This is a genomic window from Pseudomonas juntendi, assembly GCF_009932375.1.
GTDB lineage: Bacteria > Pseudomonadota > Gammaproteobacteria > Pseudomonadales > Pseudomonadaceae > Aquipseudomonas > Aquipseudomonas juntendi.
This window is the reverse complement of sequence record NZ_BLJG01000122.1, coordinates 1-19,468: the sequence shown is the minus strand read 5'-3', so window position 1 is coordinate 19,468 and position 19,468 is coordinate 1. Positions and strand designations below refer to the sequence as shown.

Here is a 19,468-nt window from a genome sequence, read left to right as displayed (position 1 = left end):
CGCGGCCGCCTTGTTTGTACGGCGCGATATTGAGGCATGCACCAAGGCGTTCGCGCGCAAATCCCACAGGAATAATTGGCCCGAAACAAACGTAGGAGCGAGCGCAGCTCGCGATTGCGCCGCGCGGGCGGCGCTCGCTCTAACAGGCGCTGCCATACCTTGTGGCAAACACCTGTCAGCCCTAAGGCGATCCCTGTGGGAGCTGGCTTGCCGGCGATGAGTGGCCGCACGCGAAGCCGGCCACCTTCACCGATTGCGCGTAACCCGCCATACGGTATTGGCCAGGTCATCCGCAATGATCAAAGCACCGCGTGGGTCCACCGTCACCCCCACCGGGCGACCGCGGGTCTTGCCGTCCTCACCCCGGAAACCCGTCGCGAAGTCAATCGGTTCCCCAGCCGGTTTGCCATTGCTGAACGGCACGAAGATGACCTTGTAGCCCACCGGGTTCGGCCGGTTCCAACTGCCGTGCTCACCCACGAATACCCCGTCGGCAAAACCCTCCCCCATGGCCGGGATGGAGAAGTCCACCCCCAGTGCCGCCACGTGCGAGCCCAGGCTGTAGTCGGGTTTGATCGCCGCGGCGACCTTGTCCGGGGCTTGCGGCCTTACCCGCTCATCGACGTTCTGCCCCCAGTAGCTGTAGGGCCAGCCGTAGAAGCCGCCGTCACGCACCGAGGTGAGGTAGTCAGGCACCAGATCAGGCCCCAACTCATCGCGCTCGTTGACCACTGTCCACAACTGCCCGGTCTTCGGCTCAATGGTCAGTGCGGTGGGGTTGCGCAGGCCTGTGGCGTAAGGCCGGTGCGCGCCGGTTTCGGCATCCACCTGCCAGACCATGGCGCGGTCGATCTCCACCTCCAGGCCGCGCTCGGTGATATTGCTGTTCGAGCCGATGCCCACATACAGGTAGCGCCCATCGGGGCTGATCGTCAGCGCCTTGGTCCAGTGGTGGTTGATCTGCGATGGCAGGTCGGTGACCTTGGTCGGCGGGCCGTCGGCCTTGGTCTGGCCTTCGGTGTAGTTGAAGCGCACCAGGGCGTCCTGGTTAGCCACGTACAACTTGCCGTCGGCAAAAGCCAGGCCATACGGCGCGTTGAGGTTTTCTGCGAATACCGTCTGCACCTCGTACTTGCCGTCGCCGTCGGCATCGCGCAGCAAGGTCAGGCGGTTGCCGCCTTTGACTTGGGTGTTGCCCTTGGCCTTGATCTGGCTGGCAATCACATCCTTGGGCTTGAGCTTGGCCGCGCTGCCGCCCCTGCCTTCGGCCACCAGGATGTCGCCATTGGGCAATACCAGGCTCTGGCGCGGGATCTTCAGGTCGGTGGCAATGGCCGTGACACTGTAGCCTTCGGGAACGGTCGGTTTCTGCTCACCCCAGGCCACCGGCTGAGCGATCTTCATGCTCGGCAACAAGCCACGTTGTGGCTCGGGCAAGCGCGGGTCCGGGCCATGGGCCTGGGTAGGCTCGCCATCGCCACCACAGGCACTCAACAGCAGCGCCACACTCAATACACTCAACGCGTGCAAGGGCTTCATGCTTCACCTCCAGAACGCAGGTTGCTCAGGCCGGTCCAGGCTGCGGCCAACGCCAGTACGCTCACCACCACCGACAGCACCAGCCCTGCCGGCATCACCGCCCAGGCGTCCTTGGCATGCTCGAAGGCATTGATCAGGCCAAGCACCCAGGTCACCAGCAGCAGAACGAAATACAGCGTTGGGCGCCCGCCTTTGCGCTCGGCGCGGATCAGGTTGGCCAAGGCAAACAGCAGCGCCAGCCCGCAGAACAGCAAAGCCCCGGCGATCAGCCAGGCGGCGAAGTTGCTCCACTGGATCTGGTAGCTGTTGTAGTAGGCGATATCGCTCAGCAGCGCGCCCAGGAACAACGGCACACTGCCGGCCAACAGCAGGGCGTGCAGCGGGCTGGGGGTGCGCCGGTATAGGGTGTGGTCGGATGTGGTCACGGTGCCTCCTTTTCATTCGGTGACCCAGGCTGACGGGGGGCCATCAGCCGTGCGCAGGGTGCGCCTAGCAAAGGAGCCCTGCGCAGCGCCGATAGTTCACCGCTTCGCTGCAATGAAACATCTTGTAAGAACCGATCCCCCCAGCGTGCACACCATTGGGCTCAAGCAACCAGCAGCGCCTCAGCAGATGCCCTGACAGGCAAAACCCCAGGCATTCATTGATTGAAGTTATTGAAGGCAACCGCTGTAGGAAGTTACTGACAACCCAACTTAGAACTGAACTTTCGTACAACCCAACAACGAAGAATGCCCTGCAAAAATCTCAAATTATTTCCCCACTTGCGTTGCTCTGACCGGCGCGCTAACACTGGAGCCATCACGCACTGGAGGAAGCCCCATGTCTCATCTTGCCCAGTTCCGCGCCCTCGAATGGCTACTCGCCAACAAGAAAGACGAACTTCAGTTCATAAAGGTTGACCCCCAGCTTCGCCGCGAGCTGGAATTCGAAAGCAAACTGCACGACCTGCTGGCCGAATATCAATTCGGCTTAAGGCAGGTGCTGAGCATCATGGCACCTGAGCAGCGCCACACGTTCGACCTCTTCACCCGGCAACCCCACGCACTGGTTTCACCGACCGGTTTCCGGGCGCGGCTCAGCAAGTTTTATCAAAACCCCTATACCGGTGAAGTTGTCGAAGCCAAGAGCACCTTGCACAAGACCTTGCGCCAGTGGATCAGACAGTACAGCCGCGCCGAAGTGGAAAGCTGGGTGATACCAGGTGCCCTGCTACCACGCAGCCTGCGCGAATAACCAGCGCCGGCTCAGCGCTCCCCCTGACGCCTCGCCAGCACTCGCAAGCGTTCGGTAACCGAACATTAGCCCGCCTCTTGAATTGACGCTGCCGCCCGCACTGCTCACCATGCACCGGCCTTGCGTGCACCCTTGCCTGGGAAATGGTCACGCACCCGCAGCACCGCAGTTGAATACAATTTCAAGAAACGAGCCGTCATGAACAACTCCAAGACTCACCCCGCCGCGCCCCGGATGCCCCAGGGTTCGATCGGCGACAAGCTTCGCGCCGCCTTCGGCGTTGGCAAGACCCGCTGGGGCATGCTGGCCCTGGTGTTCTTCGCCACCACCCTCAACTACATCGACCGCGCCGCCCTTGGCATCATGCAGCCTGTCTTGGCCAAGGAAATGAGCTGGACGGCGATGGACTACGCCAACATCAACTTCTGGTTCCAGGTCGGTTACGCCATCGGCTTTCTGTTGCAAGGCCGGCTGATCGACAAGGTCGGCGTCAAACGGGCCTTTTTCTTCGCCGTGCTGCTCTGGAGCCTGGCCACCGGCGCCCATGGCCTGGCCACCTCGGCTGCCGGTTTCATGGTTTGCCGCTTTATCCTTGGCCTGACCGAAGCCGCCAACTACCCGGCTTGCGTGAAAACCGTGCGCCTGTGGTTTCCGGCCGGTGAGCGGGCCATCGCCACCGGTTTGTTCAATGCCGGTACCAATGTCGGCGCCATGGTAACCCCAGCGCTGCTGCCGCTGATTCTGGCCGTGTGGGGCTGGCAGGCCGCATTCATCGCCATGGGCTGCCTGGGCCTGGTGTGGGTAGTGCTGTGGCTGCTCAAGTACTACAACCCTGAAGACCACCCGACAGTGCGGCAGAGCGAGGTGCAGTACATCCAGCAAGCTGTCGAGCCCGAGCCGACCCGGGTGCCGTTCAGCCGCATTCTGCGCCTGCGCGGGACCTGGGCGTTCGCGGTGGCCTATGCGATCACCGCACCGGTGTTCTGGTTCTACCTGTACTGGTTGCCGCCCTTCCTCAACCAACAGTACAGCCTGGGCATCAATGTGACCCAGATGGGGATCCCACTGATCATCATCTGGCTGACGGCCGATTTTGGCAGCATCGGCGGTGGCATTCTGTCGTCATGGTTGATCGGCCGCGGCGTGCGCGCCACGACGGCGCGGTTGCTGTCCATGCTGGTCTTCGCCTGCACCATGGTCAGCGTGGTGTTGGCGGCCAACGCCAGCGGCCTCTGGGTCGCGGTGGCGGCCATTTCGCTGGCGGTGGGGGCGCACCAGGCCTGGACGGCGAACATCTGGAGCCTGGTGATGGACTACACGCCCAAGCACCTGGTGAGTACCGTGTTCGGCTTCGGCAGCATGTGCGCAGCCATTGGCGGGATGTTCATGACGCAGATCGTCGGCAGCGTGCTGACGGCTACCCACAATAACTATGCCGTGCTGTTCACCATGATCCCGGCCATGTACTTCCTGGCGCTGCTATGGATGTACTTCATGGCGCCGCGCCAGGTCGAAAGCGCCTGAGGCGCTGCTCAGTTACCTCTACGGGGCCCTTGCGGGCCCTTTTTTTGCGCCACCGGTCAACGAAGGCGCCGCGCCGCACTGGCCACTGTCAGACCTTGGCCAATACCGCCCTGGCGTGGGCCAGCGCCATGCGCGCACGCTGTTCGCCGCTGATCCCTTGTTCCAGCAACTGCCGGGTAGGGATTTCCAGGCTCAGCGGGAGGGTGGCCGGTAGCGCGCGCAGCAGCCCGACCAGATCGGCATCGCCATCACCCGGGAAGCGCCGTTCGTTACGCGCCTGGCGCAGGATTTCGTCCATGTCGGCCGGCACTGGCCCCGCCACGTCGCACAATTGGGCATAGCGCATGCGTTGCGGTGCCAACTGCGCCAGGTCGCTCAGCGCAGAGCCGGAGCGGTTGAAATGGAACGCGTCCACCAGCACGCAACCATTGGCCTGATCGGCGTTCGCTACCACGCGCATGGCCTGGCGCAAATCGCGTACGTCGGTCCAGGGCATGAACTCCAGGTGCGGGTGGATGCCATGGCCCGCCGCCAGTTCGCACAACGCGGCAAAGCGCTCGGTGAGCCGTGCTTCGTCCGGGTCGTTGCCTGCCACCAGCAGTTCGGTGCCCCCCAGCTCGGCACCCACCGCCAGGATGGCTTCGAAATCCGCCACGCAGGTGTCCGGCTTAAGGCGCAGGATCTCCAGGTCCAGCACCTTGATGCCGGTATCGCGCAGGCGTGCCTGGGTTTGCCTGCGCAGATCGGCATTGGCCACCAGCGGGTAGTGCTGTTCCTGCTCGGTGGCCGGCACCAGGCGCAGGCCGACATGGCTGTAGCCAGCGCGGGCAGCAGCCTCGACCATGTCTGGCGGGGACAGTTCGAGTACCGTCAGGGCCGCGAGGGAAAAAATTCGATCAGTCATTCGTCGTCACCAGAAAGAGGGTATCAGGCAATGTGCTCGGGAGCACAGGCGCGGCCGCTGGCGGCAGCCTGGCGGATCGCTTCGATCAGTGCCAGGGTGCGGCCAGCGTCGGCGGCATCGACCAAAGGCGGCTGTTCACCGCGGGCGACCCGCACGAAGTGCTGCAACTGCAGGGTCAATGCTTCACCGGCGGGTATGCTGTGCTGGTGCTGCAACAACGGTGTGTGCCACCCCGAACCCGGCTCGGCGTAGTGCCAGTGCTTGAGCTGAGGAATGCTCAGCGAGCCCTGGGTGCCGGCCAGCAGATAACAAGGCTGGCCATCCTGGCGCGGGTAGACCGGGCTTTCACCCGAGTCGAGCTCCCAGCTCCAGGGCGCCGCTACGGCGTCCGAGCCGGTCAGGCTACCCAAGGCGCCATTGGCGAACTGCAACAGCACGGCGGCACTGTCTTCGTTGGCGAACCCCCGCACGTCGTTGCGGGTGAAGGCCTGCACCTGTACCACCTCGCCGCACAAGTAGCGCAGCAGGTCGAGGTCATGGATCAGGTTGGTCAGCAAAAAACCCGCCCCCGGCTCGCGGCGCCAGGCGGTGTCGAAGTAGCTGTCGGGCTTTTGCAACTGCCACAGTGCGGTGACATTGATCAGCCGGCCCAGCTTGCCTTCGCTGATCACCTGGTGCGCCTTGGCGATCAATGGATTGTGCCGACGATGGTGGCCGACCAATACCGGTACCTTGCACCGCCGTGACGCCTCGACCAGCGCCCGCACCTCCTGCAGTTGCACGCCCACCGGTTTCTCCACCAGTACCGGCACGCCGGCTTCGACGCAATCCAGCGCAGTGGCCACGTGCTGGTTGTTCGGGTTGGCGATGATCACCGCCTCGGGCTGCACCCGTTGCAGCATCTGCCGATGGTCGGCAAAGTACGGCACGCCACAGTCGACGGCGAAGGCTTCGGCCTGCGGGCCGGGGTCGGCCACCGCGCACAACCGGGCCTGGGGTACATTGCGCAAGTGCTGGTAATGCTGGCGGCCCATGATGCCAGCGCCGACCAGGGCGATACGAAGGGGTGCGTTCAACAGCCTGTCCTCTTGTCATTGTTGTAGTGCGAATATGAAACTGCGTTCCAAAATTCACACTGGACAATTTAGAACCAGGTTCAACTTTTCAGAAGAGCCTGCTGAACAGACTGTGCGGTAATCGACCGGAATATCCCTCACGCAAACAGTTCGCTGGCGTGGCTGGCGGCAGACAGTTCCTCGGTGGCCGCTAGCAATAGAGGGGCCAGCTCGGCCAAACGGCTTTGCGCCAGGCGTGCACTGGGCCCGGCAATGCTCAGCACGCCAATCACCTCGCCGCTTTGCGGGCGCCGTACCACCGCAGCCAGCGCCGAGGTGCCCACCGCCGAGGTTTGCTCGACCCAGGCATAACCCCGCTCGCGGGCGCGGCGCAGGTAGGCGAGCAACTCGTCGGTGGTGCGCGGCGCATTCGGGCCGAACTGGCCCGGGTCGGCGATGCCTTGGCGCAGCACCATCTGCAGCGCCTGCTCATCGTCCAGGCTGGCCAGCCAGGCGTGCCCGGAAGCGGTGTAGAACAGCGGCGCGTCGCGCCCCATGTCCGGGTCGTAACGCAACCCGGAGCGCGCGCCCTGGGACTTGGCGATCCAGGTCTGCCGCCCCCCATCGATGACACCAAGGCGCACCAGCTCACCGCTGTCCTGGGCCAGGCGGTCGAGAATCGGCTGAATGACATCGGCACCACTGCTGGCCAGGTAACGGAAGCCTTGGGCGACCAGCTTGGCCGACAGCTGATAGCGGCTGTTGTCACGGTTCTGCCGTACGTAGCCCAGCCGCATCAGCTCGGCCAGCATGCGGTGCGCGGCGCTTTTAGGGATATCCAGGCGCTCGGCCAGGGTTTGCAATGCCAGGCCCTGGGGCTCACCGGCAAGGCTCTCAACAAGATTGAAGGCGCGTTCGATCTGACTACCAGCCATGACACAGGTCCTTGCTACGTTTTGCGAATTCTAGAAGATGATTCCACATTCCCGGTAGCGTACACATGCAATGCCCTGCCAAGTGTTCGATTATCGCCCGCTCGTTGCGCGGGCGGCCAGCCGTGACCTTGCGGATTCAGGCGGGCCAAATGAGAATATGGAACCACGTTCCAATAACAATACAGGATTAGTGCGATGCCCCCTGCCCCCTTCGAAACCGAATGCGATGTACTGGTGATAGGTTCAGGCGCCGCCGGGCTGGCCGCCGCTGTAACAGCTGCCTGGCATGGGCAAAAGGTGATTCTGGTAGAAAAGGAGCCAGTGCTGGGCGGCGCCACGGCCTGGTCCGGTGGCTGGGCCTGGGTCCCGCGCAACCCGTTGGCGCGCCGCGCCGGCATCGATGAAGACATCGAGCAGCCACGGACCTACCTGCGCAATGAGCTGGGTGCCCATTACGATGCCGAACGGGTGGACGCTTTCCTTGAAGCCTGCCCGCACATGGTGGCGTTTTTCGAGAAGCATACGGCGCTGCAGTTTGCCGACGGCAATGCGATACCGGACATGCACGGCCACACCCCTGGCGCCGCCGAAGGTGGGCATCAGGTGATTGCCGCACCGTACGATGCCCGCGAGGTGGGTGCACTGCTGCCACGCCTGCGCCAGACCCTGCGCGAAACCTCGTTCATGGGCATGCCGATCATGGCCGGCGCCGACCTTGCCGCGTTCCTCAACATGACCCGTTCGCCCAAGGCCTTGCTGCACGTGTGCAAGCGCTTCGGCCGGCACCTGTACCACCTGGCCCGCCATGGCCGGGCCATGCACCTGGTCAACGGCGTGGCACTGGTGGCGCGGCTGGCCAAGTCGGCGCAGGACCTGGGCGTGCAGCTGCAGGTGTCGGCGCCGGCTAAGCATTTGCTGGTCGAAGCGGGCCAGGTGTGCGGCGCGCTGGTGACGACCCCGCAAGGCGAGCAGCGTATCCGCGCCAAGGCAGTGGTACTGGCAGCGGGCGGCTTCCCTCACGACGCTGCCCGGCGCCGGCAGCTGTTCCCCCGCGACGCCAGCGGCCACGACACCCTGGCCCTGCCGCCAAAGGGCTGCTCTGGCGATGGCCTGCGCCTGGGCGAGGCAGCAGGTGGCGTTGTGGCCACCGACCTGCAGTCACCGGTGGCCTGGGCGCCGGTTTCGCAGGTGCCGCATGGCGATGGCACTGTCGGCCATTTCCCGCACATCATCGAACGGGGCAAACCGGGCATCATCGGGGTGCTGGCCAACGGCAAGCGTTTCGTCAATGAAGCGCACGGTTACTATGACTATGTGGCAGCCATGGTCGCGGCAGTGCCAGCGGACCAGGAGGTGTGTTCGTGGCTGGTGTGTGACCACCGTTTCCTGCGCCGTTATGGCCTGGGCCATGCCCGCCCGGCGCCACTGCCGGTTTGGCCGCATGTGCGCAGTGGCTACCTGAAACGTGGCGCCACACTCGAAGCGTTGGCGGTTGCCTGTGGCATCGATGCGGCCGGGTTGCGCGCCACCGTCGAGGCCTTCAACAGCCCTGCACGCCACGGCCAGGACCCGGCCTTCGGCCGCGGCTCCACCGCATTCAACCGCAAGCAGGGCGACCCGCAACACCCAGGCCCCAACCCGTGTGTGGCGCCGATCGAAGAGGGCCCGTTCTACGCGGTGAAGGTGAAGCCGGGATGCTTTGGCACCTTTGCCGGGTTGCGCACCGATGGCCAGGCACGGGTACTGGATGCCAGCGGCCAGCCGATCACCGGGCTGTACGCGGCAGGTACCGACATGGCCAGTGTGTTCGGTGGCTGGTACCCGTCTGGCGGCATCAACCTGGGGCCCGCGTTGACCTTCGGCTACGTGGCCGGGCGGCATATTGCCGGGGTGCAGGCGTATGAGTGAGCGGCCGGCGGCAGGTCGTGCTTGCCGCCGGCCCGGATTCAGCCGCGCAGCTGGTACCAGGTGGTCTTGAGCTGCGTGTACTTGTCGAACGCATGCAGCGACAGGTCGCGGCCAAACCCCGACTGTTTGCCGCCACCGAATGGCACCGTGACATCCAGTGCATCGACAGTGTTCACCGACACGGTACCGACTTTCAGCGCCCGTGCCACGCGGTGCACCTGGTTGAAGTCGTCGCTCCACACCGAAGCCGCCAGGCCATAGATGCTGTCATTGGCCAGGCGCACCGCCTCCTCTTCACTGTCGAAGGCACTCACTGCCAGTACCGGCCCGAACACTTCTTCCTGCGCCAGGCTCATGCTGGCATCGACCTGGGCGAAGATGGTCGGCTCGATGTAGTTGTCCGAACCGCCAATATGCAACCGCCGACCGCCACACACCAGCCGCGCGCCCTCTTGCCGCGCGCGGTCGATGGCGGCCTGGATACGCGCTGCCTGGCCGGCATCGACAATCGCCCCGGCGCGGCTGGCCGGGTCCAGCGGGTTGCCAGGCTGCCATTGCCGGGCCTTGGCCTGCAGGCGCTCGATGAACTCATCGTGGATGGAACGCTGCACATACAGCCGCGAGTTGGCGGAGCAGACCTCACCCTGATTGAAGAAAATACCAAAGGCCGCCTTTTCCGCAGCCAGGTCCAGGTCCTGGCAGTGCTCGAACACCAGGTTCGGGCTCTTGCCCCCGCACTCCAGCCATACCTGCTTGAGGTTGGACTGCGCCGCGTATTGCATGAAGTACTTGCCCACCTGGGTGGAGCCTGTGAACACCAGGCAATCCACGTCTGGGTGCAGGCCCAGGGCCTGCCCGGCCTGCTCGCCCAGGCCCGGCACCACGTTCAGCACGCCTTCGGGCAAACCGGCTTGCAGGGCCAGTTCGGCCAGGCGCAAGGCCGAGAACGGCGACTGTTCGGCCGGCTTGAGCACCACGCTGTTGCCCGCGGCCAAGGCCGGGGCCAGCTTCCAGGCGGCCATGTCCAGCGGGAAGTTCCACGGCACCACCGCCGCCACCACGCCCAGGGCCTCACGGGTGATGGTGGCCAATGCATTGGTGGCGGTCGGCGCCACTTGGTCGTAGCGCTTGTCCAGCGCCTCGGCGTACCAGGCAAATACCTGCGCCGACCCGGGCACATCGATGTTGTAGGCGTCCATGACCGGTTTGCCCATGTTCAGCGAGTCCAGCAATGCCAGCTCTTCGCGGTGGGCCATGATCAGTTCGGCCAGGCGCTGCAGCACTTGCTTGCGCTGCCCGGGCGCCATGCGCGCCCACGGGCCGTGCTCGAAGGCCTGCCGTGCGCTGGCCACGGCCAGGTCGACGTCGGCCTGTGCGCAGGCGGCGACCTGCGCCAGCACCTGATTGGTGGCGGGATTGATGGCGGCAAAGGTCGCGCCACTTTGGGCCTTCACGGCTTTGCCAGCGATCAGGGCGCTGGCCGGCAGGTACAGGTCCGCAGCGCGTTGCTGCCAGAATTCGAGGGTGTACATTTGTACTCCTTTCAAGCGGTTGTGCTGACGGACTGTCAGAGCTTGCCAACCAGGCGCGCCGTGCGGTCAACGGCGATGCGGGTTTTCTCCACCAGCTCATCCAGCTCGCTGTGGTTGACGATCAAGGCCGGCGCCATGATCATCCGCCCCAGGGTGGAGCGAATGATCACCCCCTCCTCGAAGCCGAAGGTCCGGCACTGCCAGGCCAGGTCGTTTTCATTGGCAAAGCGCTTGCGGGTAGGCTTGTGCTCTGCCAGTTGCAGCGCCGCCACCAGGCCTGCGCCCTGCACCTGGCCAATCAGCGGGTGGTCGGCAAACACCTCACGCAGGATGCGCTGCAGGTAGGGGCCGGTGTCGTCCTTCACCTGGCGCACGATGCCTTCGTCACGCAGGGCTTTCAGGTTGGCGATGGCCACCGCCGCTGCCACCGGGTGGCCGGAATAGGTCAGGCCGTGGGCGAACACCCCGCCCCGCTCCACCAGGGCTTCGGCTATGCGCTTGCTCAGCACCAGCCCGCCCATGGGCACGTAGCCGCTGGTCAGGCCCTTGGCTATGGACAGGGTATCGGGCTGGAAGCCGAAGTATTCGTGGGCAAACCATTCGCCGGTACGACCAAAGCCACCAATCACCTCGTCGGCACACAGCAGCACATCGTACTGGCGGCAGATGCGCTGGATTTCCGGCCAGTAGCTTTCCGGCGGGAAGATCATGCCGCCTGCGCCCTGGAACGGCTCGGCAATGAAGCCGGCAACGTTTTCGGCGCCCAGCTCCAGGATTTTTTCTTCCAGCTGCAAAGCACAGCGGCGGCCGAACTCGGCCGGGCTCAGCTCACCGCCTTCGGCGTACCAATAGGGCTCGTCGATGTGCGCCACATCCGGGATCAGCCCGCCCATTTCGTGCATGAACTTCATGCCACCCAGCGCCGTGGCCGCCAGGGTCGAGCCGTGGTAGCCATTCCAGCGGCCGATCATGATCGTCTTGCTTGGCTGGCCGACCACCTGCCAATAGCGGCGCACGGTGCGGATCAGCACCTCGTTGGCCTCGGAGCCGGAGTTGGTGTAGATCGCGTGGCTGTAGTGCCCGGGCAGCAGACTGAACAGCAGCTCCGAAAGCTCGATCACCGCCGGGTGGGTGGTGTGGAAGAACATGTTGTAGTACGCCAGCTGGTCCATCTGCCTGGCGGCAGCGGCGGTCAGGTCGCGGCGGCCGTAACCGAGCTGGGTGCACCACAGCCCGGACATGCCATCCAGGTAACGCTTGCCCTCGCTGTCCCACAGGTGCAGGCGCTCGCCACCTACGATCACCCGCGGGCCTTCGGCGTTCAGCGCCTTCTGGTCGAGGAAGGCATGGATGTGGTGCGCGGCGTCGGCTGCCTGGTAGTCACGGGTCTGGCGTTGCGGGGCGAAAGGCGCATTCATTGTTGGTTTTCCTTTGCGGTGGGGTGCACGGCAGCGGCGCTCAGCGCCGCTTGCCCATATAGCTTTCCAGCGGGTCCTTGCCCAGCACGCCCTGGGCATTGGCCAGCGCGTCGATGAACAGGGAAAACAGCTCGGACTGGGTGCCGATATCGAGCTTGGCGTAGACGTTCTTGCGGTGCGACTTGATGGTGTCTTCCGACACGCCCAGGCGCTCGGCCAGCGACTTGGTCGAATGGCCGCGCAAGATCAGCTGGGCAATGCGGCATTCGCGCTCGGTCAGCAACGAGCTGCCGAAGTTGTTCAGCGCAGCGTGAATACGCTGCTCAAGGATGTTCTCGAAGCGCCCGGCACGGCTGTCGACGCCGGCGAAATGCTTGCCGAGTAGCGCCAGCACCCAGGGCGTGATGTGCCCGAACAGCGCCCGGGTTTGCGGGTCGAGCTTGTCGGTGAAGGCCAGCGACACGGCCAGGCTCTGGCCGGGGGCCAGCTGCAGGATGTAGTTGAGTTCGTCTGCCAGGTGCGAGTGGCGGTAGAACGACTGGTAGTACTCGCTGACCTCAAAATGGTCGGGTGCCACCTCGAACAGGCCGTAGCAGCCAGACCCCAGCTGCTCCACGCAAGCACCGTAGAACGGGTCGAGCAGGTAGAAACCCGACAGGTAGCGGCTGACGTTGCCCTCGGGCTGCCAGGGCGCCTTGTCGTCCTGCTCGAACAGCGCGCAGGGCATGCCGTGGTGCGGGTACAGGTACACCGTGGTGGCCTGGATCGGCCGGATCACGCCCAGTGCTGCAAACAGGTTGGCGGCAAAGCCAGGCCGGCCGATTGCCTCGGTGACCTTGGCCTGGTGCTCGAACCACTGTTCTGAAAGCAATTGGATAGTCACAGTCGGCCTGCCATATGGAGTAAGGCACCGCCGCCAGTGCGGTGCGTGGTTGGGCAGATACTCCCATGGCAGGGGAACCTGCGGAATCACCCTTTGGGGTGAGCCGGCTGGCCGCTGCCTGGGCTCACCCCAAAGGGTGATTCCGGGTGCTGGCGGGGTGTGGGAGCATCAACCCGCCCCAGCGCTGCGAGCCTTGCGCTCGACCTCCTTGCACGACACCCCCGGTAACGAGCCTGCTCGCCTGCCGCGGTGGCCTGCATCCCTTTCCAGGAGTTAGCAATGCATACAACAACAAGTACAGCTCACCCCACCACCCCGCCCGCCACCGCGCAACCTGCCGCCAGCAGCGGGCGTTTGCGCCAGTCCATGAGCATGACCTCCCTGGTGCTGTTCGGCCTGGCATACATGGTGCCGCTGGCGGTCTTCACCACCTATGGGCTGGTAACCCAGATGACCAAGGGGCACCTGCCCACTGCCTACCTGCTGACCCTCGCCGCCATGCTGCTCACCGCCTACAGCTACGGCCGCATGGTCCAGGCCCACCCCTACTCCGGCTCGGTCTACACCTATACCCGCAAGGCCTTTGGCAGCCACATCGGTTTCATCACCGGCTGGACCCTGCTGCTCGACTACATTTTCCTGCCACTGCTGAGCTACCTGCTGATCGGCATCTACATGTCGGAATACTTCCCGGCCATTCATGCCTGGGTGTGGGTGGCAGGGTCCATCGCCCTGGTCACCTTCCTCAACCTGATCGGCATCGAGTCGATCACCCGGGTCAATTGGATCCTGGTGGTGACGCAACTGGTGTTCATCGTGGTTTTCGTCGGCCTGGCCGTGCTCAGGCTGAGCGGCCAGGCCGAACCCGTTTCGCTGCTGGCGCCGTTCCACCACGACGGTTTCAGCGTGCCGTTGGTGATGACCGGCGCGGCCGTACTGTGCCTGTCATTCCTGGGCTTCGATGCGGTCTCGACCATGGCCGAGGAAACCAGCAACCCAACCTACCGTATTCCGCTGGCGATCCTTGCCGTGTCCCTGATCGGCGGCTTGCTGTTCCTGGTGGTGTCGTATTTCGCACAACTGGTCTTCCCCGACTGGGGCAGCTTTGCCGACCCGGACTCGGCCTCGGTGGACGTCATGCGCCGGGTAGGCGGCGAATTGCTGGTCAGCGCATTCACCGCCACTTACGTGGCCGGCTGCTTCGCCTCGGCCATGGTGTCGCAAGCCAGCGTGTCACGGGTGCTGTTCGCGATGGGCCGTGACGGCGTGCTGCCGCGGGCGTTTGGCCAGCTTGCAACGAAAAAGCGCGTACCGGCCACCGCCATCCTGATGGTCAGCCTGCTGTCGCTGATTGCCCTGGTCATTACCCTCGACACCGTGGCCAACATGATCAGTTTCGGCGCACTGTTCGCCTTTTCGGCGGTGAACCTGGCGGTGGTCAAGCACTACCTCATCGACCGCAAGCTGCGCGGTGCCGGTAATGTGGTGCTGTACGGCGCCATACCGGGGCTGGGTTTTCTCAGCACGCTGTGGCTGTGGAGTAGCCTGACCAGCCTGTCGTTCAACATTGGCCTGTGCTGGATGGGCATGGGCCTGCTGGTACTGCTGGGGCTTACCCGGGCGTTTCGGGCCACGTTACCGGCCAGGCCAGGCGAAACTCATTGATGAAATCCACGTGCGAGGCTTCAATAGGCACACCCGAACCGGGAACCCAGTTCATCAAAGATGCCACCCATGTACTCTTCCGAACGCCTCAAAGGCATTGACGTTTTCGTCGCCGTCGCTGACTTGGGCAGTTTCACGGCAGCTGCCGAGCGGCTCAACCTGACCAGCTCGGCCATCAGCAAGAGCGTGGCCCGGCTGGAGGCCCGCCTGGGCGCCCGGCTGTTCAACCGCACCACGCGCAGCCTGTCGCTGAGTGAAGCGGGCGTGGTGTTCTATCGCACCTGCACCTCGGTCCTGGCCGACCTGGAAGAAGTCGAGCACACCCTGGCGGCCAGCGATGACCAACCCCATGGCAAAGTGCGGATTGAACTGCCCGCCTCTTACGGTCGCCTGCATGTGCTGCCGCTGATCCTCGACTTCATCCGCCTGCACCCGTTGCTGCAGCCGCATGTGTCGTTCTCCGACCGTTTCGTCGACCCGGTGCACGAGGGCATCGATATCGTGGTGCGCATCGGTGGCCCGGATGCCTGGCCGGCGGCGCTGGGCCACCAATACTTCGGTGCCCAGCGCCTGATGTTCTGTGCCGCGCCTGGCTACCTGGAAAAGCATGGCGTACCGCAACACGAGCGCGACCTGGAGCACCACCACTGCGTGGGTTATGGCCACACCGACGGCCTGGTCAGCCCGTGGTACTTCAAAGGCCGCCACCCCGGCGAAATGGAGCGGCGTACCGTGCAGCCGCGCATTGCCGTGGGCGATGGCGAAGGCGAAGTGGCAGCGGTGCTGGCCGGCCATGGCATCGGCCAGCTACCCACCTGGCTGACCCAGCAGTACCTCGACCAGGGGCGCCTGGTCGAAGTATTGCCGGCGCTGGCCACCGACGGCTTGCCAATGAACTTGGTGTGGCTGAAAAGCCGCGAAGGGCTACCCAAGGTTCGCGCCTTGCTCGACTACCTGCTACCGCGCCTGGCGCCTCACGGCAGCCGGGCCTGCGCACCGGGCTGAGGCGCCAGCCGGCCCACCACGGGCACCAACGCCAGCGCCAGCAAGGCGATGCCAGCCGCCACGTAGCCCACGTAGCCGACCCCCAGGTGGGAGATGGTCATGCCACCCAGCACGGCACCCAGGCCGATACCGGCGTTGGCCGCCGACACATTGGTGGTACCCGCCAGGGCTTGGGCATGGGTGACCGAACTCATCACCCGCACCTGGCTCACCGGGTACAGTGCCGTGTTGGCAATGCCCCACAGCGCCAGCGCCAGGCAGAACAGCACGGCCCCCTGGGCCAGCGGCACCAGCGCCGCCATGCCAATGGCCAACAGCACCAGGAACAGCGCGCTGGCCCTGAGCGGTGAGCGGTCCACGGCCCGACCGCCGATCCAGTTGCCAAGCAAGCCGACCGCGCCAAAGCCCATCAACCACCAGCCGGTATGCGCCGGGGCCACGCCCGCTACCCGCTGCAGCAGGTCGGCCAGGTAGGTGTAGCCCGTGAACATGGCCGTGAACACCACCACCGACAGCAGCACATTGGCCAGGAAAAAACGCTCTTTGAAAATGCGCGCCTGCTGCATGAAGTCGACTTTCGCCGTGCGCGCCACGTGCGGCATCCATACCCACATCGCCAGCGCCATCAGCAGCGACAACGCAGCCAGGATCCAGAATGCACCGCGCCACCCCACCGCCGTTGCTGCCACGGTCCCCAACGGGATACCCAGCAACATCGCCGCCGAGATACCCAGGTAGACCTTGGCAATGGCCTGCCCGGCCCTGTCGCGCCCAGCCAGGTGGCCGGCGGTTTCACTGGCGGTGCCCCAGAACACCGGCAGCGCCAGTGCCGGAATCACCCTGGCGACGGCCAGCACCCAGAAACTGCCGGAGGCAGCAGCCAGCGCATTGGCTGCGGCGAAGACCAGCAAAATGCCGATGAACAGGCGCTTGCGGTCCAGGTGCGCCAACGCCGCCGTCAATAGCGGGCCGGCCAGCATCACGGTGAATGCGAACAGGGTGACCAACTGCCCCGCCAGCGATATGGAAATACCCAGGTCCTGGCTAAGCGCGGGCAGCAAGCCAACGATCAGAAATTCAGTGGTCACGATCAAAAAGGCTGAAAACGCCAGGATGGCAATGCTGATTGCAGCGTGCCGGCTTGGGGTGGCGACCCCGGGGCTTGGTTCGAAAGCGGACATCAAGACAGGCTCCAGAAATAAGGTCACCAGTCTATTGGTAAACTTAATTCGTATTTCTGGTGTTATTTCACTAATCGGATGACTCGATTTCATCAATCGAGCGCTGATGTATACAACTTTCACGATTCCTGATTACATACGCGTTCGCCTACGACCTCGGTAATCGCCCAGGCGTATTGCGACGGGCTTAAGCCATGTCATTTACCGCTACCAAGAAAACCCTCCTCGTCAAGAACGCCCAACTGCTGGTCACCATGGACAGCGAACGCCGCGAAATCAAAAACGGCGGCCTGTACATCGAAGACAACCTGATCAAGCAAGTGGGCCCCAGCGATAGCCTGCCGCAGCACGCCGACGTGGTGCTGGACATGGCCGGCAAGGTGGTCATCCCGGGCCTGGTCAACACCCACCACCATATGTACCAGAGCCTGACCCGTGTGGTGCCGGCGGCTCAGGACGGTGAACTGTTCAACTGGCTGACCAACCTGTACCCGATCTGGGCTCGGCTGACCCCGGAAATGATCGCGGTGTCGACCCAGACCGCCATGGCCGAGCTGCTGCTGTCCGGCTGTACCACCTCCAGCGACCACCTGTACATCTACCCCAACGGCTGCAAGCTCGACGACAGCATTCATGCTGCCAGCGAGATCGGCATGCGCTTCCATGCCGCGCGCGGCAGCATGAGCGTAGGGCAAAGCCAGGGCGGCCTGCCGCCAGATGCGGTGGTCGAGAAGGAAGCCGACATTCTCAAGGAGTCGCAGCGCCTGATCGAGGACTACCACGATGCCAGTCACGGGTCGATGCGCCGCATCGTCGTGGCGCCCTGCTCGCCGTTCTCGGTCAGCCGCGACCTGATGCGCGAAGCTGCGGTGTTGGCGCGCCAGTATGGCGTTTCGCTGCACACCCACCTCGCCGAGAACGTCAACGACATCGCCTACAGCCGTGAAAAATTCGGCATGACGCCCGCCGAGTATGCCGAAGACCTCGGCTGGGTCGGCCACGACGTCTGGCACGCCCACTGCGTACAGCTCGACCAGCATGGCATCGAGCTGTTCGCCCGTACCGGTACCGGGGTTGCCCATTGCCCTTGCTCGAACATGCGCCTGGCCTCCGGCATTGCCCCGGTGCGCAAGATGCGTGACCACGGCGTTGCGGTCGGCCTGGGCGTAGACGGTTCGGCCTCCAACGACGGCGCCAGCATGATCGGCGAAGTGCGCCAGGCCCTGCTGCTGCAGCGGGTTGGCTTCGGCCCCGACGCCATGACCGCCCGTGAAGCGCTGGAAATCGCGACCCTGGGCGGCGCCAAAGTGCTCAACCGCAACGACATCGGCGCCCTGGCACCGGGCATGGTCGCCGACTTCGTCGCGTTCGACCTGGGCCATGTGGCTTACGCCGGCGGCCACCACGACCCGTTGGCCGCGCTGGTGTTCTGCACCCCGACCCAGGTTCACACCAGCGTCATCAATGGCCGCGTGGTGGTCAAGGACGGCCAGTTGGCCACGGTCGACCTGCCGCGGGTGCTGGAACGCCACAACCAGCTGGCCCTGCAATTGGTCAGCGGCGCCTGAACGCGACGGCAAGCCAGCCGTTTGCGCTGCACCCGCATGCTGTGGGCTCGCCGGCGATGGGCTGCAACGCAGCCCGTTGCCTCAGTTGCGCAACACCTGGTCGCCGGCATTGGCCGGCAAACGCAGGGCGTCCAGCAGGGCCACACCGGCAATCAGTGCAAGGCCAAGCAACGCCCAGTGGAAGTCGGCAACGGTCAACCCGCTCTCGCCGCCACGCAGTTGCATGGCCACGCGCAACAGCAGCGCCACCACCGCCACCCCCAAGGCCATGGCCAGCTGGAAGCACATGCTGAACAGCGTCGATGCCTCGGCCATCTGCTGCTGCGGCACATCGGCAAACCCCACCGCGTTGTAGGTGGTGAACTGCATCGACCGTGACAGCCCGCCCATGAACAGCACCAGCGCCATCCAGTACCACGCCATGCCCTGCTGCAGCCCCAGGCAGGCCAGGATGCAGGCCACGCCGACCAGGCCGTTGCCCAGCAACACGCGGCGAAAACCAAAGCGCCGCAACAACCCGCTGGTGAAGGGCTTCATCGCCAGGTTGCCGGCAAAGATCGCCAGCACCAAGAGGCCGGCGTCCAACGGTGGCAGGCCGAAGCCAACCTGCAACAGCAAAGGGATCAGAAACGGTAACGCGCTGATCGACAGGCGGAACAGGGTGCCGCCCACGATGCTGACCCTGAAGGTACGGATGGCCAGGGTGTGCAGGGGCAACAGGGGGGCCGGGTGGCGCCGACCGTGACGGATGGCCAATCCGGTCAGCACAGCCCCAAGCACTACCAGTGCCAGCCCTGCCCCCAGGCTGTTGCCGGCCAGTGACCCGAGCAGCTCCAGGCCCACCAGCCAGGCCGCACAGGCCGAGCCCAACCAGACGAAGCCCAGCGTGTCGAAGCGGCGCGGCGCCTGGCAGCGGGTGTCGGGTATCAACAGCCAGGCGGCGGCAAGGGCCAGCAAACCGAGGGGAATGTTCAGGTAGAAGATCCACGGCCACGACCCGTGCGTGACGATCAGGCCACCGAGCGGCGGGCCCAGTACCGGTGCCACCAGGCCCGGCCAGGTGATGACCGCGAGCTGCTTCACCAGGTCTTTTTTCTGGTTCTTCGCGGAGTCTG

The 19,468-nt window shown here is 64.6% G+C and carries 16 protein-coding genes; 6 read left to right on the top strand and 10 right to left on the bottom strand.

Annotation, left to right across the window (positions count from 1 at the left end):
• Positions 1 to 246: 246 nt before the first annotated feature.
• A complete protein-coding gene (locus GYA94_RS17010; protein WP_110679851.1) occupies positions 247 to 1,539 on the bottom strand; it encodes a PQQ-dependent sugar dehydrogenase in 1,293 nt (430 codons plus the stop codon).
• Positions 1,536 to 1,964 carry a DUF2231 domain-containing protein gene (locus GYA94_RS17005; protein WP_029885640.1) on the bottom strand — a complete coding sequence of 143 codons (429 nt, stop codon included), beginning with the start codon at positions 1,962 to 1,964 and terminating at the stop codon, positions 1,536 to 1,538. Before GYA94_RS17005 ends, GYA94_RS17010 begins: the two co-directional genes overlap by 4 nt.
• A 397-nt stretch (positions 1,965 to 2,361) precedes the next feature.
• On the opposite strand from GYA94_RS17005, the gene GYA94_RS17000 reads away from it, so the two are divergent.
• The gene (locus GYA94_RS17000) at positions 2,362 to 2,775 is read left to right on the top strand and encodes a histone-like nucleoid-structuring protein, MvaT/MvaU family (RefSeq protein ID WP_110679852.1); all 414 of its coding nucleotides are present in this window, start codon (positions 2,362 to 2,364) and stop codon (positions 2,773 to 2,775) included.
• A 234-nt stretch (positions 2,776 to 3,009) separates the two neighbouring features.
• Positions 3,010 to 4,299 (top strand): MFS transporter, encoded by a 1,290-nt coding sequence (locus tag GYA94_RS16995; protein ID WP_428842593.1) that lies wholly within the window; start codon positions 3,010 to 3,012, stop codon positions 4,297 to 4,299.
• A gap of 88 nt (positions 4,300 to 4,387) precedes the next feature.
• Here the strand turns inward: GYA94_RS16995 and GYA94_RS16990 are convergent, their stop codons facing one another.
• The 3 genes from GYA94_RS16990 to GYA94_RS16980 form a co-directional block, all read right to left on the bottom strand.
• Positions 4,388 to 5,203 carry a sugar phosphate isomerase/epimerase family protein gene (locus GYA94_RS16990; protein WP_110679854.1) on the bottom strand — a complete coding sequence of 272 codons (816 nt, stop codon included), beginning with the start codon at positions 5,201 to 5,203 and terminating at the stop codon, positions 4,388 to 4,390.
• Positions 5,204 to 5,226: 23 nt separating this feature from the next.
• A complete protein-coding gene (locus tag GYA94_RS16985) occupies positions 5,227 to 6,279 on the bottom strand; it encodes a Gfo/Idh/MocA family protein (RefSeq protein ID WP_110679855.1) in 1,053 nt (350 codons plus the stop codon).
• A gap of 137 nt (positions 6,280 to 6,416) precedes the next feature.
• Positions 6,417 to 7,193, bottom strand: coding sequence for an IclR family transcriptional regulator (locus GYA94_RS16980; RefSeq protein WP_029886062.1), 777 nt, complete (start codon positions 7,191 to 7,193; stop codon positions 6,417 to 6,419).
• Positions 7,194 to 7,388: 195 nt separating this feature from the next.
• Here GYA94_RS16980 and GYA94_RS16975 point away from each other — a divergent pair, with 195 nt between their 5' ends.
• On the top strand, positions 7,389 to 9,101 hold the full coding sequence (locus GYA94_RS16975; RefSeq protein WP_161892753.1) for an FAD-dependent oxidoreductase: 1,713 nt from the start codon (positions 7,389 to 7,391) through the stop codon (positions 9,099 to 9,101).
• 38 nt (positions 9,102 to 9,139) lie between these two features.
• Here GYA94_RS16975 and GYA94_RS16970 read toward each other — a convergent pair whose 3' ends face one another.
• The 3 genes from GYA94_RS16970 to GYA94_RS16960 are packed head-to-tail and all read right to left on the bottom strand — an operon-like array spanning position 9,140 to position 12,934.
• Positions 9,140 to 10,633, bottom strand: coding sequence for an aldehyde dehydrogenase (locus GYA94_RS16970; protein WP_161892752.1), 1,494 nt, complete (start codon positions 10,631 to 10,633; stop codon positions 9,140 to 9,142).
• A gap of 35 nt (positions 10,634 to 10,668) precedes the next feature.
• Positions 10,669 to 12,051: an aspartate aminotransferase family protein gene (locus GYA94_RS16965; protein WP_161892751.1), complete on the bottom strand. Its 1,383-nt coding sequence runs from the start codon at positions 12,049 to 12,051 to the stop codon at positions 10,669 to 10,671.
• A gap of 40 nt (positions 12,052 to 12,091) precedes the next feature.
• Positions 12,092 to 12,934: a helix-turn-helix transcriptional regulator gene (locus GYA94_RS16960; RefSeq protein WP_054912317.1), complete on the bottom strand. Its 843-nt coding sequence runs from the start codon at positions 12,932 to 12,934 to the stop codon at positions 12,092 to 12,094.
• Positions 12,935 to 13,213: 279 nt separating this feature from the next.
• On the opposite strand from GYA94_RS16960, the gene GYA94_RS16955 reads away from it, so the two are divergent.
• Both GYA94_RS16955 and GYA94_RS16950 read left to right on the top strand, forming a co-directional pair.
• Positions 13,214 to 14,599 carry an APC family permease gene (locus tag GYA94_RS16955; protein WP_161892750.1) on the top strand — a complete coding sequence of 462 codons (1,386 nt, stop codon included), beginning with the start codon at positions 13,214 to 13,216 and terminating at the stop codon, positions 14,597 to 14,599.
• Positions 14,600 to 14,668: 69 nt separating this feature from the next.
• Entirely contained in the window at positions 14,669 to 15,604 is a 936-nt protein-coding gene (locus GYA94_RS16950) for a LysR family transcriptional regulator (protein WP_009685106.1), read from the top strand.
• On the opposite strand, the gene GYA94_RS16945 is transcribed toward GYA94_RS16950, so the two are convergent.
• Entirely contained in the window at positions 15,574 to 16,785 is a 1,212-nt protein-coding gene (locus tag GYA94_RS16945) for an MFS transporter (protein WP_161892749.1), read from the bottom strand. The two genes, GYA94_RS16950 and GYA94_RS16945, sit on opposite strands and share 31 nt — an antisense overlap.
• Positions 16,786 to 16,979: 194 nt before the next feature.
• Between GYA94_RS16945 and GYA94_RS16940 the strand changes: the two genes are divergently transcribed.
• A complete protein-coding gene (locus tag GYA94_RS16940; protein WP_029886070.1) occupies positions 16,980 to 18,353 on the top strand; it encodes an 8-oxoguanine deaminase in 1,374 nt (457 codons plus the stop codon).
• Positions 18,354 to 18,434: 81 nt separating this feature from the next.
• Here the strand turns inward: GYA94_RS16940 and GYA94_RS16935 are convergent.
• On the bottom strand, positions 18,435 to 19,468 hold a 1,034-nt coding region (locus GYA94_RS16935), incomplete at its 5' end, for an MFS transporter (RefSeq protein ID WP_161892748.1).

Coding starts and splice junctions, on each gene's coding strand:
- GYA94_RS17010 (WP_110679851.1), bottom strand. CDS start 1,539: ATGAAGCCCTTGCACGCGTTGAGTGTATTGAGTGTGGCGCTGCTGTTG.
- GYA94_RS17000 (WP_110679852.1), top strand. CDS start 2,362: ATGTCTCATCTTGCCCAGTTCCGCGCCCTCGAATGGCTACTCGCCAAC.
- GYA94_RS16995 (WP_428842593.1), top strand. CDS start 3,010: ATGCCCCAGGGTTCGATCGGCGACAAGCTTCGCGCCGCCTTCGGCGTT.
- GYA94_RS16990 (WP_110679854.1), bottom strand. CDS start 5,203: ATGACTGATCGAATTTTTTCCCTCGCGGCCCTGACGGTACTCGAACTG.
- GYA94_RS16980 (WP_029886062.1), bottom strand. CDS start 7,193: ATGGCTGGTAGTCAGATCGAACGCGCCTTCAATCTTGTTGAGAGCCTT.
- GYA94_RS16975 (WP_161892753.1), top strand. CDS start 7,389: ATGCCCCCTGCCCCCTTCGAAACCGAATGCGATGTACTGGTGATAGGT.
- GYA94_RS16970 (WP_161892752.1), bottom strand. CDS start 10,633: ATGTACACCCTCGAATTCTGGCAGCAACGCGCTGCGGACCTGTACCTG.
- GYA94_RS16965 (WP_161892751.1), bottom strand. CDS start 12,051: ATGAATGCGCCTTTCGCCCCGCAACGCCAGACCCGTGACTACCAGGCA.
- GYA94_RS16955 (WP_161892750.1), top strand. CDS start 13,214: ATGCATACAACAACAAGTACAGCTCACCCCACCACCCCGCCCGCCACC.
- GYA94_RS16950 (WP_009685106.1), top strand. CDS start 14,669: ATGTACTCTTCCGAACGCCTCAAAGGCATTGACGTTTTCGTCGCCGTC.
- GYA94_RS16945 (WP_161892749.1), bottom strand. CDS start 16,785: ATGTCCGCTTTCGAACCAAGCCCCGGGGTCGCCACCCCAAGCCGGCAC.
- GYA94_RS16940 (WP_029886070.1), top strand. CDS start 16,980: ATGTCATTTACCGCTACCAAGAAAACCCTCCTCGTCAAGAACGCCCAA.